The organism is Ruegeria sp. AK11, assembly GCF_056541095.1.
Genome location: NZ_JBQFXU010000001.1, coordinates 531,294 through 544,516, shown reverse-complemented (window position 1 = coordinate 544,516; position 13,223 = coordinate 531,294). Strand labels below are relative to the sequence as shown.

Here is a 13,223-nt window from a genome sequence, read left to right as displayed (position 1 = left end):
TCGGCACACCTTGACCATTCCTGCGAGAAAAATCTTGGTTGTCACGCAGGCTGCGGTGCTAAGACCGCTTCCTCTCCGGCAATCAAAGTAACAGGATGGCCCATCACCTCGATATCCTCTTTCGTGCCGGACGGAGCAATCAGCTTAAACCGACACTCGTCATGAGAAATCAGAACTTCGACGTCATTCCCCTGCCACTTCAGATTAAACCGGATGCCGGACCATGCCTCGGGCAGCCAGGGTTTGAACGTCATCTTGCCGTGCTTGACCCGGAACCCGCCAAACCCACAAACAAGCGACTGCCAGGTGCCACCGGCCGATGCGATATGCATCCCGTCCTGTGTGTTTCCCTGATTGTTGACCAGATCAACAAAGGCAGAACGTTCGAAATAGTGATGGGCCGAGGAAATGTCGCCAACTTCAATCCCCATGATCGAATGAATGGCCGGGCTAAGTGATGACTTGTGCATCGTGCGTTTCTCGTAAAACGCGTAATTCGCCTTTTTGATTTCGTCTGAAAACTCGTCGGGCAAGAGATAATTCAACATGATCACGTCAGGTTGCTTGAGCAGCATCGAGCCATTCAGTGAAAAGTGATCATGCCCCTCGGGGTAGACTGGCATACGGTTTTTGTCCCATTCGGTGATGGGAATGTCCTTGAGCTGGAAATACCCTTCAAACTGTTCGATCAGATTGCGGGAGGGATCAAATGGAACATAGATTTTTTCCGCTGTTTCCAGCCACTGATCCACTTCTTTTCGGGTTAAATCCAACCGTATCAGCAATTCGTCATGAACTGCTGAAGTGGTTTTGCTGAATTCTGCGAAAACGCGAGCCGATTGTTCAAGGTGCCATTTCGCCATCCGATTGGTGAATGTGTTGTTGTCGACATGTTCGTGGAACTCGTCCGGCCCGATAACATTTGTCAGCTCGTACCGGTCCTTGTCTTTGTTCCATTCCAGCCGACTGATCCAGAACCGGCTGGTTTGATACAAAACCTCGGCACCGAAATCGCGAAGGAAATCTCTGTCTCCGGTCGCCGCAACATAACTGAGGATGCCATATGCCACGCATGCGGTGACGTGAATCTCTTCTTCTCCGGTCCAGATACGGTTCGCACCGTCCGCTGTCCATTTTGGCGTTGTCTCTACTCCGGTATCAGCAGATTCCCACGCGTACTGCGCGCCCTTAAGCCCATTCATTCGGGCGTTCTCAAGTGCGCCGTTCAACGTGTTGAAACGGTATTTCAGAAGGGCTTTGGCTGTATCCGGCTGCGTGAAAATGTAGAATGGCAGCAGGAAGATCTCGGTATCCCAGAAAACGTGCCCTTTATACCCCTCGCCTGACATGGACTTGGCGCCGATGTTCGCGCGCGGGTCGTTTTCGTTTGCGGCAATCAGTAGATGATAGATGTTGAAACGCATTGCACGCGTTGCTTCTAGATCACCCGTCACCACACAATCACAGGCGTCCCATTTTTCGCGCCAGGCTGCGGCGCTTTCGCTCAGACAGGCGGAAAATCCCTTGGCATGCGCGGTCTCAAGGGAGGCTTCGCACTTGGCCGCCATTTCCGCGCCGTTCAGATCTCGCGATGTATAAATCGACACCAGCTTTTCGAAAGTCAGACTTTGCCCGTTGAGCGCCTCGACAGAAACGGTTTGTGAAACCTGCTCATAGCCACGATTTGCGACTTTGAACTCGCTGAAGGCAGGACAATCCAAGGCAGACGCCATGCCAATCGAAATGCCAGTGTCCAGTGTCAGAGTTTCGATATAGGACGCATCGCTGCTTGCATGTGACTGAGTGACCTTCATGTGCCGGCTTTTGGCCCACTTCTCCCATTTAACTTCGGGGTGGAAGACGGGATTTCCCTGATAAGCTGGCAGGCGGTCCAGATTGTATCGATGGGCATCAAGGGCGCTTTCGACAGTGATCTCCGAGGAGTAGTTCTCAGGCGTAACCGTCAGGCGAATGCCACAGATGTGCTGATCGGCAAAACTCGCAAATCGGATGCTGGTGATGCGAGTGCGACGGCCTTTGCTATCTTCAAAAACCGTATCTCGGTGGAGAAATCCGGTCTGCAGATCCAACACGCGCTTGTGTTCGACCACTTTACACGTTTGGACATCCAGAATTTCACCTTCGACACGAACCCGAAGCGGCAGCCAGGTCGGCACATTGACCTGATCGATCACCGTCGAGTCATGGTGATCGTAAACACCAGCCAGATAGGTGCCAGACAGCTCTCCTTTGTGACCCTCTTCCAGCGATCCACGTGTGCCCTGATAGCCGTTGCCGACCGTGAAAATGGTCTCCTTGAAGTTCGCTTCATCCAGATTGAATTGGGTTTCTTCAATCAGCCAGTCGCTACTGCTCAGCATTGTCTGCATGTCAGGGCTCCATTCGGGTGATATTTCGGGTAATTCAGTCGCCGTAGGTTTCGGCAATCTGACGTTCGGTTTCTTCCAGTGATCCGTAGACATCCAGCTCGCTGCTCGAGCAGCGCTGCGCCCCGGCACAGTTGCCGAACTGGCAGGCTTTGACGAAGTCGCGGGTCTTGAGGTAGCCAAAGGCCAGGCCACCAGCAAAGCTGTCACCGCAGCCCGTGGTGTCGACCACATCCTCGACAAGCACCCGCTTGACCAGATGTTCCCGCATCCGGCCGGTTGCATCCTTGTGGTAGACGGCGCAGCCGTGTTGATCCAGCGTGACGTAGAGCGCCTTGACGCCCAGATCCAGGCAGTGTTGGGCGAACTTGGGCAACTGGTCCATCGTGAGTTCGCTTATTTCCTGCAACTCGTCAGAACCGTATTCTCCCTTGAACCAACTGCATTGAGCCTCTTCCAAATTCATCTTTAGAAGGTCGATATGTGGAAGCCAGCGATCTCGGTCGATCCAGAATTTATGATACCGTTCGCCATGTGCAGAACACCCGCTGGTGGGGCCATGCGCATCAAATACAACCAGACCATCGCTGTTGGCCTTGATGTATCGAATCGTTTCCAACGGAACCTCGAAATCCGTGATCGGAACGAAAACGAAAGCCTCGCAATCCATCAGGTCTTCGATGTCGTCGGGCAGGATCGGGTTCATGAAACCCGTTTGCTTTTCGTTGCGATGGTTCTGATCGACGTAGACAAGATCGATCACCGCGCCCTGATCAGCGTCGCCCGTAACATGGCCGACATCCAGATACGGAAACTCAGACAGCAAGTTGCGAACATTATCGACGTCTGACCGGCGTACATGGCTGACGACGTTGATCCGCGAACCCGGACCGGCCAGCGAGGACATACAGACCGCTGTATAGACCGCGCAGCCAAATTTATTGAATTTCTCACCCTGATAGCTGGTGATGTTGTCCCTTGGGATCGGGCCAAGGACTGCGACATTGATCTTGTCAGACATTTCGGTCCCTTGCTTTTATTCGCTGTTTTGTCGACGGGCGTATGCGTGATTATAGCAGCTTCAGTTCTGATAGATCTGTTCGCTGGTATAGAACCCGCCGTCGATCAACGTGCTGTCGATCGTATCTTTTGACACTGCAAAAACAGGAGTGATAACCGTCGGGATTTCCGTGAAACCGTTGTCAATTAGCGTATGGTCTCCGATCAAATCACTAACTTCCGCATCCGGAGACTGCGCAATTTTCACGGCAATATCCGCCGCCTCATAGGCCAAAGGTTTAATTTGCTTCCAGATTTCCAGCGCCTGCACATCGTTTGCGACCATCTGGACATTCCGCAGATCAGCGTCTGAACCGGCAACAAAGACCTGATCCGCCGATGCCAGATCCTCGTCCGACAATGCTGCCAGAACCCCGAAAGCAAGCCCGCTGTTATTGGCAATGAATGCATCGATGTCGTTGTCATATTCGACCAGAAGGTTTTCGGCAGTGTCTCTGGCCATATCCGGTGACCAGTCCACGTGGCTGCGATCTGCAACAAGTTCGAGCCCCGGATGATCGGCAATCACTTTCAGCACACCGCTGCTGAGCGCTTCGGCATTGGCATCACCGGGCTGACCGCGGATCAGGGCAACCCGACCCGCCACTTCACCACGGGTGTCGTTCAGCCAGTCCACCATCGCTTCGGCCTGAAGCTGCCCGACAGCCCAACTGTCCTGCATGACCATGACGTCAAGCGGCCCGTCCTGCAGCATCGAGTCGTACCCGACCACTTTGACGCCTTGATCGTGGGCCAGATCAACAAGGGCACCAGCGGTTGCGGTGTTGACGGGTTGCAGGACCAGAACGTCCACCCCCGATTCCAGCATTTCCTCAACCTGCTGCAACTGACGCAATGGATCATTGCCGCTGCTGTCGAAGATCACATCTGCGCCTTGGGATTCCGCGCGTGCGATGAACAGGGATTTGTCTGTTTGGTACCTGTCTTCCTGCATGGTCTTGAGCAGGAACCCGATCTTGGCGTTGTCCTGCGCTGCCGCGATCATTGGCAGCGATGCGGATAGAAGGCCGGCCAAACCCAAAGCTCTGAGGCCGTCTGTGCGTAAGGTTGCTAAAATGGACTGGACCATCGCTTACCTCCCAACTGTCATTCAAGATTTAGGGGATTTTGGCGGTGCCCCCGGTGCGTGTGACCGGGGGCAGGCCAGCAACATTATTTTTTCTGCATCACATCGAACCAGACGGCGAGGATGATGATCAGGCCCTTGATGATCAACTGATAGAACGTGACCACACCAAGCAGGCTCATGCCGTTGTTCAGGACACCGATCAGTAGGGCACCGATGATGGTTCCACTTACCTTGCCAGAGCCGCCTGCCAGGCTGGTACCGCCGATAACAACCGCTGCAATCGCGTCGAGTTCGAACATGGTTCCAAGGTTGGGTGAGGCACCGTTCAGACGCGAGGCCAGGATGATACCAGCCAGCGCCGACAGGACCGAAATGACCGTATAGACAATCATCTTGGTGCGGACGACGTTGATGCCGGACAGGCGTGCCGCATCCTCGTTTCCGCCAAGCGCATAGAGGCGGCGACCAAAGCGGGTGCTGTTCAGCGTATAGATCCCGGCAAACGCAATGACTGCAAAGATCGCAACAGGAACGGGGATCCCTTTGTAGCTGGTGAACACGTGGAAGGCCAAAGCAAAGCCACCAATCATCACGGCCCCGTTGACTAGCAACTCTTGCATGTTCACTTCGACGCCATGCGCCTTGCTTTGCTGAACATCCCGGAAGATCGAATAAACAGCAAGCGCAGCACACACGAACAGCACGATACTGGACATCATCGGCGGGATATAAGCCCCACCTATCAATGGAAACACATTACTCGTTACCGGTACAGAACTGCCATTGGTCAGGGTCAGCGCCAATCCGCGTGCGATAGTCAGCATTCCAAGGGTTATGATGAATGGGGGTATGTTGAACTTGGCTATCCAGAACCCGTTCCACAGACCTATTCCAACACCCACGATCAAAAGGGTTGCAGGTACTGCCAATATGGTCGGCACGCCCCATTGCATCATGAGTGTACAGACGACCGCTGATAACCCGACGACAGAGCCAACGGATAGGTCAATTCCCGCAATCAGAATGACCATGGTCATGCCTACGGCAATGATCCCGATGATGGTAACCTGACGGGATAGGTTGCTAAGGTTCCTTGCGGTGAAAAACGCGTCGTCGGCAAAGCTGAGCCCGACGACAAGCACGATCAACGCAATTAGCGTCGCGTTGTCCTTTATAAAGTTTATCAGGTGGTTTTCCTTGGCGCCATTGACGCCAACACCTGCAACGTTGCTGTCAGCACTCATTTGCTTCCTCCCTTATGCGCTGCCGGTGGCATACGCCATGATTGCTTCTTTCTTCGCATCGTCCCGTTCAAAGTTTGACACGATCTCGCCTTCGCACATCACCAGAATCCGGTCACACATGCCCAAGACCTCAGGCAGTTCCGAAGAAATCATGATGACGGTGACACCTTGTAGGACCAGTTCGTTCAGCAGCTTGTAAATCTCGACCTTGGCACCGATATCGATCCCACGTGTGGGTTCATCCAGAATGAACACATCCGGCCGTGAGTTCAGCCACTTACCCAGAATGACCTTCTGCTGATTGCCGCCGCTGAGTGTACCGATAACGGTGTCAATCGACGGTGTTTTAACGCCCAACTGGTCGACATATTCCTTAACGATTTTGCGCTCCTGCTGGGTGTTGATAATGCCCAGAACCTTTGAACTGATCGTCTCAAGCGAGGAAATCGTCGTGTTGAAGGAAATGGATTTGTCCAAAAACAGCCCCAAAGCCTTACGATCTTCGGTCAGCAGCGCGATGCCGGCATCAATGGCGTCCTTCGGCGATTTGATGTCCAGCTTTTGCCCGTTCAGCTTCACTTCACCGGTGGTCTGGTCCGGATAAGCACCGAATACACCGCCAACCAGTTCGGTCCGGCCAGCGCCCATTAGCCCGGAGATGCCCAATATCTCGCCTTTGCGGGCAACGAAGCTGGCGTTCTTGACCAGATAGCTGCCAGGCAGGTCGGGGTTTGTGACGGACAGATCGTTGACCTCCAAAGTCACCTCACCCGGTGTGAAATCGACCTTGGGGAACATATCTTTGATGTCGCGTCCAACCATTCGGGCGATGATCTGATCAAGCGTGATATCCGCGATAGGCGTGACGTCACCGATGGTCTGGCCATCGCGCAGAACCGCAATCCGGTCGGCGATCTGCTCAATCTCTTCCATTTTGTGCGAAATGTAGCACATGCAGACACCGTCGGCTTTCAGCTTGCGGATGATACGGAAGAGATCCTTGACCTCCTTATCTGTCAGCGCCGACGTCGGTTCGTCCAGCACCAGTATCTCGGCCTTGAGCGACAAAGCTTTGGCAATCTCAACCATCTGTTGTTTGCCCACAGTGATGTTCTGCACCAGATCGGTCGGGCGAATGTCATTGATGCCCAGTTCGGTCAGCAGCTTCTGGGTTTCGGCAAAGGTCTGGTTCCAGTTGATCCTGCCCTTGGCATCGGTGAACTGGCGATCCAGAAAGATGTTTTCGGCGACAGACAAACCGGGGATCAGGTTGAGTTCTTGGTAGATGATACCGATGCCTGCTGCCTCGGCCTCTTTTGTATTCGCGAATCGGACCTTTTCGCCGCGCAAATAGATATCGCCTTCGTAGGTCGGATAGGGCCAAACTCCACTGAGCACTTTCATCAACGTGGATTTGCCCGCTCCGTTTTCTCCCATCAGCGCCAGAAGCTCACCCGAGCGGGCTTCGAAATTGACATTATTCAGGGCGCGGACACCGGGAAAATCCTTGATGATACCCTGCATTTTCAGGACGACTTCAGACATGCTTTTTCCCATCACATTCAGAAAGGTATTTCGGACGTTCCCCACCCTGACCGGCAGTTTCTCCGTGACGGGTTAAGGAAGGAGGGCACCATAAAGCTGCGCGCGGGGAGTACACGCATAGGGAGCCAGATGGCGAAACGCCCTCCTTCAGGAAAAGGTCCCGAGGATCAGTTCCCGTAGACTTCTTCCTTGGAGTAGAAGCCGCCAGCGATGATCGTGTCATCGATGTTGTCCTGTGTCACAAGCGTGATCGGGGTCACGATTGTTGGCACATCGGTGAAGCCGTTGTTGATAACCTTGTCCACCTCGACCAGATCAGCAGGAGCAGTGTCCGGCGCTTTAGCCAAAGCCACTGCAACTTCTGCCGCGGTTTCAGCCAAGGGATCGATCTGTTTCCAGATTTCAACGGCTTGCTTGCCTTGCGCGACGTATTGGATGTTGGCCAGGTCGGCATCAGATCCGGCTACAAACACTTTGTCTGATGAAGCCAGCCCCTGTGCTTCCAATGCCGCGATAACTCCACGGGCCATGCCACTGTTGTTGGCGATAAACGCGTCGATGCTGTTGCTGTTTGAGGTCAGCGTATTTTCCGCAGTCGCCATGGCCTTCTCAGAGGACCACCCTTCATGGGCCTGATTTGTTACCAGCTCAAGCCCCGGGTTCGCTTCGACAATCTCCAACACACCGCTGCTCATGGCAATCGCGTTAGAGTCGCCGGGTTGACCTTGAATCAGGGCGATCTTGCCGGACACCTCTCCGTTCTTCTCCTGCAACCATTCGACCATGGCTTCGCCTTGCAGGCGACCCACGGCCCAGCTGTCTTGCATCACCATCGCATCCAGCGGCCCGTCCACAAGCATCGAGTCATACCCGACAACGCGCACACCTTCGCTGTTTGCCATGCTGACCATGCTACCAGCAGTACCGGTATTCACCGGCTGCAACACGATGACATCTGCTCCCTTGGCGAGCATGTTTTCAAACTTAGCCAGCTGGGTCAGCTCGTCATTGTTCGCTGAATCAAAGATAACTTCGGCGCCCAGTTCCTCAGCTTTCGCAGTAAACGCGGCGCGGTCGCGCTTGTAGCGCTCTTCCTGCATGGTTTTCAGCAGAAAGCCAATTTTGACATCGCCTGCAAACGCTGTCCCGGCAGTTAGTGCGACAGCGGCGACAGACAGCAAGGCGGCTCTACGGGTAATGGTCTGCAAAAGGGACATATTTCCTCCAGTGTATGTTCCTTGGCTGCCGGTCCAATTGGGTCGGCAACGCTAAATGCTTCGCAAATTGTGCTGGATATCGGCTAACCGGTAAGAACAAGCATCAATCCCAAAGCGATAACGCTAACATAGCGGTGAAGTTTGAGAGGAGAATTTGTATATTTAGAAAGCATAAATATTCACAATGCCATTGAGACTCCTGCGCCCAAAGGAATTTTACATATTTAACAACACCATAATAGATTGCCACTCACTAATTGAATACATTGAATCCTCTTGGGCAGGCCGCGACAGAGCTGTGCCATAATCGCAAAGCGGGTTGCAAAGCCGCGAATTCGGCAATCAAACATCCTGATGAGATAGCCAGGCCGACACCGTCCGGTGGTTTCTCTGTTTGCGTGCTCAAGCGGACCAATAAGTTAATTCACGCAGACGTCGTCGAATGACCGCTAAGCAAGACTGGGAATGGCTTTTCGCGAGAGCAGCGAAGGTCCGGTTTATCCTTTGCTGTTTTCGCCGCCGGCGCGAAGGACAAAAAAGCGGCCGTTCAGATCACGAACGCCAATGACGGTATATTCCCGCTTCTCGTTAGTCGGTCGTGGTTGCAGCGAAAGGGCGGTTCGAATTTCGCGCCTCAGACTGGCATTGAATGACCGCTCTGACGACATCGGCTGCATCGCAGCGATGAGCGTGCCGCACCTGCAATAGAATGCTGCATTAGCAAACACCTGAAATGGCAATGGCAGCAAAGTCCGCTAAGCGGACTAACCCTCTCCCCCACACCAACACATCCTGTATCCCCGGAATATCCTCGATCCTTGCCGCGATCGCATGGGTTACCAAATGCGCCCTCTGCATCCGGCCCTGCAACGCCCCCGGCGGAGAATCCTTGGCGTGGGGCGACCTGTCAGCGAAACTGGAATTCAGGTTCCGCGGGGAAAGACATGGAAATTCCTGTCCAGTGCCCATTGCGCAGCCTTGCAACGTTCCGCCCGTCAACACGCATCCGGGTCGTCAGGACAAATGCGGCCTGCCCTTTGCGCGCCCCGGCTTTCTGGGCTGCGCCGTCAGAACGCTCGGCCCTGTCGAACAGCATCCCATCGGGTTTTGCCGACCGCCGGGACCGAAAGTTCGGAACCAAATGCGGCTTTCGATCCGTTTCGTCAGACGAGCGCGACGCCTCAATCCGCTTGAGTTGCTGCAACTCTGACCGAAGCCTTTTTGCAGTCTCAGCCTGTCTGCGTTCGAAGGAATAAGCGCTTAGCGCCTCATCGATCATTCGGGCGGTATGAACATATCCCGCTGAACGCGTGAGTTCCGAGAGCTCTGCCAGACGGTCGGAAATCCGGCTTTCGTCCCGAGAGACGGTATTTTCGAGCGATCCTTGGTGCGTTGCGTTGGGCATCCGAACTGACTCTGAAAAGACGTTGAGTGATGCGCAATCCGGCCCGAGCTTTGACACAAGCCGATGCGCAAAGATGCGTGTCACTACGCGCCCGGCGCCGGAGAGTCGACCATCCCGCGTTCAAGTGGCGGAAAAGCGCCTTAATCGCGCATTTGAGGCAAAGAAAACATATCGCCCGTTCTTCAGGCGCGGGTTTGCGGCACGGCGACGGACAATTTAGGATTGATCCGCACGACAGACCTAACCCTGCCCCTGCACCAGCAGGTCCAGCATGCCCGAGATATCCTCGATCTCTTCCGCGATCACGTGGGTCACCGAATGCGCCCGCTGCATCCGGCCTGTCACCTTCAGCAACCGCCCCGAGATCACCGCACGGCGGAAGCGTTCGTAGATTTTGCGCCAGACCACCACATTGACGATCCCGGTCTCATCCTCAAGCGTCAGAAAGATCACGCCTTTGGCCGTCCCCGGCCGCTGCCGCAGGATCACCAGCCCGGCCACGGCCACACGCGCCCCTTCGGGCGGGGCCTCCAGCTGGGCGGAGGACAGACAGGACGGCGGTCGCGGCCAGTCCCGGTTTGAAACCGCGCGGAGAAAAGGGGCAACAAGCATAAGAACAAAGATAGAACAAAATACAGGAAAGTCCAGACACGGCGTGAGGAGTCGCAAATGAGGCTGGAAACACCTAACTCCCTTCACTAAGGAAGGTTTCGAACATCGCAAAAGGAAGACGCACGCAATGGCAAAGATCACCTATGTCGAGCATGGCGGTACCGAGCACACTGTCGAGGTCGCCAACGGACTGACCGTCATGGAAGGGGCCCGTGACAACAATATTCCCGGCATCGAGGCCGATTGCGGCGGTGCCTGCGCCTGCTCGACTTGCCATGTCTATGTCCACCCCGACTGGGTCGAGAAGATCCCGGCCAAGGACGACATGGAAGAGGATATGCTGGATTTCGCCTATGAGCCTGACCCGGCCCGCTCGCGCCTGACCTGCCAGATCAAGGTGACCGACGCGCTGGACGGTCTGATTGTCCAGATGCCCGAAAAGCAGATCTGATGCTGTCCAAAGCGCCGCGTCAGCCCGCCCGCCTGTGGCAATGTCGGGTGCGCAGCGCTTTGCTCCCTTTTGGCCTGTGGTGCGCGCTGCCAATCGCTGTCACGGCAGACACCATCACCGACGCCCGCTTCACGGAACCAACCACGCGATACGCGCATGGTGTTTTGGGCGACAATATCGAATACGGCGCTTTGGAGCTTGTGGTCGATGACACAGTCGTAACGGTTCGTCTGCCACAGGACCGTGTATTCGAAGACCTTGCGCCGCGTCTGGCAGACATCGACAAGGACGGCGCGGTTGAAGCAATTGTCGTTGAAACGCAGAACACAACAGGCGCTCAGCTTGCGATCTACAACGCCGCTGGCGAAAAAATAGCGGCCACTCCTCATATCGGCGCACGTTTCCGCTGGCTCGCCCCGGTCGGTGCTGCTGATCTGGATGGTGATGGCAATATCGAGATCGCCTATGTCGACCGCCCCCACCTGGCCAAAACCCTGCGCATCTGGCGCTTCAAAGATGGTGGACTGACCGAAATCGCTGTTCTGCCCGGCCTGACCAACCACAAGATCGGTGAGGATTTCATTTCCGGCGGCCTGCGGAGCTGCGGCGACCATCCCGAAATGATCCTCGCCAGCGCCGACTGGTCGCGGATCATCCGTGTTTCCTATCAGGATGGCTGGCACCTGACGGACTTGCGCCCGCTCAAACAGCGCGACAATCTCACATCAGCCCTGAAGTGCTGATCAGCCTCTTCATCTGGCCAAAAATATCCTGGAGGGTGAGTGGTTGAAAAGAAATCGTCCAGCGGACGATTTCGACCGCGAACCCGCGCAGTGCCGGGAGGCCGCAAGGCCGAGGGGGCAAAGCCCCCTGCCCGATCATCCCTCCAAAGCGCGCCAGCCGATATCGCTGCGATAGAACCCTTCAGGCCAATCCACGGCATCAACCATCTGGTACGCCCGGTCGCGCGCCTCTTGCAGCGTTTTTCCGCGCGCGGTCACGTTCAGAACGCGCCCGCCGACGGCCTGCACCTGCCCCGCAGCCTCGCTTGTGCCCGCATGAAACACCATGTTGCTGCTGTCCTCGGGCAAGCCGTCCAATCCTTTGATGACCGTGCCCTTCTCGTAGGTTCCCGGATAACCTTTGGCCGCCATCACGACCGTCATCGCGTGATCATCGGCCCAGTTGACCCGCATTTCGCCCAGCCGCCCTTCGGCGGTGGCATGCAACAGGTCCATCGCCTGCGCGCCCAGACGCATCATCAGGACCTGACATTCCGGATCCCCGAAACGGACGTTATATTCCACAAGGCGCGGCTGGCCGTCCTTGATCATCAGCCCCGCATAAAGAATTCCCTGAAACGGTGTGCCCCGGCGCTTCATCTCGGCGATGGTGGGGCGCACGATCTCTTCAATCGCGCGCGCTTCAACTTCCGCGCTCAGAACCGGCGCCGGAGAATAGGCACCCATCCCCCCGGTGTTCAGACCGGTATCCCCTTCGCCCACCCGCTTGTGGTCTTGGGCCGTGCCGATGGACAGGATGTCTTGGCCGTCGCACAGAACAAACAAAGACGCCTCTTCGCCGTCCATAAACTCTTCGATCACGACCTCGGCCCCGGCCCCCCCAAAGGCACCGCCGAACATGTCGTCAATGGCGTCAAGCGCCGTGTCTTCGTCCATGGCCACGATCACGCCCTTGCCCGCGGCCAGACCATCGGCCTTGACCACGATGGGCGCGCCCTGTTCGCGGATATAGGCCTTGGCGGGTTCGGGCGCGGTGAACCGCGCATAGGCAGCGGTGGGCGCATGTGCCGCGTCACAGATTTCCTTGGTAAAGCTTTTTGAGGCTTCCAGCCGGGCCGCTTCGGCGGACGGTCCGAAAACCAGCACCCCGGCTTCGCGCAGGCGATCCGCTACTCCGGCGGCCAAGGGGGCCTCGGGGCCGACAATCACGAAATCAATCGCGTTTTCCTCGGCAAAGCTGACAACGGCCCCGCCGTTTTCGATATCCAGAGCGGCACACTCCGCGATCTGAGCGATCCCGGCATTGCCCGGCGCCACGATCAGACGGTCGCATTTGGGGTTTTGCATCACCGCCCAGGCCAGGCTGTGTTCGCGCCCGCCGCTGCCGAGAATAAGGATGTTCATGGAGTCGTCTCCGATCTGCTTGGCCTCGCCTGCGCGGCGTTCTAAGCTGGGTGAGCATTTGAAACA

At 55.9% G+C, this 13,223-nt stretch carries 11 protein-coding genes; 2 read left to right on the top strand and 9 right to left on the bottom strand.

Annotated elements, in window-relative coordinates; translation table 11 throughout:
• Positions 1-41 precede the first annotated feature (41 nt).
• The 8 genes from ACR0D9_RS02800 to ACR0D9_RS02765 all read right to left on the bottom strand — a co-directional run bounded on the left by ACR0D9_RS02800 (position 42) and on the right by ACR0D9_RS02765 (position 10,559).
• A complete protein-coding gene (locus tag ACR0D9_RS02800; protein WP_480486019.1) occupies positions 42-2,390 on the bottom strand; it encodes a glycoside hydrolase family 65 protein in 2,349 nt (782 codons plus the stop codon).
• Between the two features lie 34 nt (positions 2,391-2,424).
• Complete coding sequence (locus ACR0D9_RS02795) at positions 2,425-3,408, bottom strand: carbohydrate kinase family protein (RefSeq protein WP_480481482.1); 984 nt, start codon at positions 3,406-3,408, stop codon at positions 2,425-2,427.
• Between the two features lie 60 nt (positions 3,409-3,468).
• Positions 3,469-4,536 carry a substrate-binding domain-containing protein gene (locus ACR0D9_RS02790; protein ID WP_480537561.1) on the bottom strand — a complete coding sequence of 356 codons (1,068 nt, stop codon included), beginning with the start codon at positions 4,534-4,536 and terminating at the stop codon, positions 3,469-3,471.
• A gap of 83 nt (positions 4,537-4,619) precedes the next feature.
• A complete protein-coding gene (locus ACR0D9_RS02785; RefSeq protein ID WP_480537559.1) occupies positions 4,620-5,780 on the bottom strand; it encodes a sugar ABC transporter permease in 1,161 nt (386 codons plus the stop codon).
• 12 nt (positions 5,781-5,792) lie between these two features.
• Positions 5,793-7,325, bottom strand: a complete 1,533-nt coding sequence (locus ACR0D9_RS02780) for a sugar ABC transporter ATP-binding protein (protein WP_480537557.1) — start codon at positions 7,323-7,325, stop codon at positions 5,793-5,795.
• 167 nt (positions 7,326-7,492) lie between these two features.
• The gene (locus ACR0D9_RS02775) at positions 7,493-8,542 is read right to left on the bottom strand and encodes a sugar ABC transporter substrate-binding protein (protein WP_480481488.1); all 1,050 of its coding nucleotides are present in this window, start codon (positions 8,540-8,542) and stop codon (positions 7,493-7,495) included.
• A gap of 907 nt (positions 8,543-9,449) precedes the next feature.
• Positions 9,450-9,947, bottom strand: coding sequence for a hypothetical protein (locus ACR0D9_RS02770; protein ID WP_480481490.1), 498 nt, complete (start codon positions 9,945-9,947; stop codon positions 9,450-9,452).
• 240 nt (positions 9,948-10,187) lie between these two features.
• The gene (locus ACR0D9_RS02765; protein ID WP_480481492.1) at positions 10,188-10,559 is read right to left on the bottom strand and encodes an OB-fold nucleic acid binding domain-containing protein; all 372 of its coding nucleotides are present in this window, start codon (positions 10,557-10,559) and stop codon (positions 10,188-10,190) included.
• Positions 10,560-10,686: 127 nt separating this feature from the next.
• On the opposite strand from ACR0D9_RS02765, the gene ACR0D9_RS02760 reads away from it, so the two are divergent.
• Together ACR0D9_RS02760 and ACR0D9_RS02755 are read left to right on the top strand one after the other, a co-directional pair.
• On the top strand, positions 10,687-11,010 hold the full coding sequence (locus ACR0D9_RS02760; protein ID WP_209504265.1) for a 2Fe-2S iron-sulfur cluster-binding protein: 324 nt from the start codon (positions 10,687-10,689) through the stop codon (positions 11,008-11,010).
• Positions 11,010-11,753, top strand: coding sequence for an FG-GAP repeat domain-containing protein (locus ACR0D9_RS02755; RefSeq protein WP_480481494.1), 744 nt, complete (start codon positions 11,010-11,012; stop codon positions 11,751-11,753). The genes ACR0D9_RS02760 and ACR0D9_RS02755 overlap by 1 nt, the downstream gene beginning before the upstream one ends.
• A 135-nt stretch (positions 11,754-11,888) precedes the next feature.
• Here the strand turns inward: ACR0D9_RS02755 and purD are convergent, their stop codons facing one another.
• Positions 11,889-13,157 (bottom strand): phosphoribosylamine--glycine ligase, encoded by a 1,269-nt coding sequence (gene purD / locus ACR0D9_RS02750; RefSeq protein WP_480481496.1) that lies wholly within the window; start codon positions 13,155-13,157, stop codon positions 11,889-11,891.
• Positions 13,158-13,223: the final 66 nt, after the last annotated feature.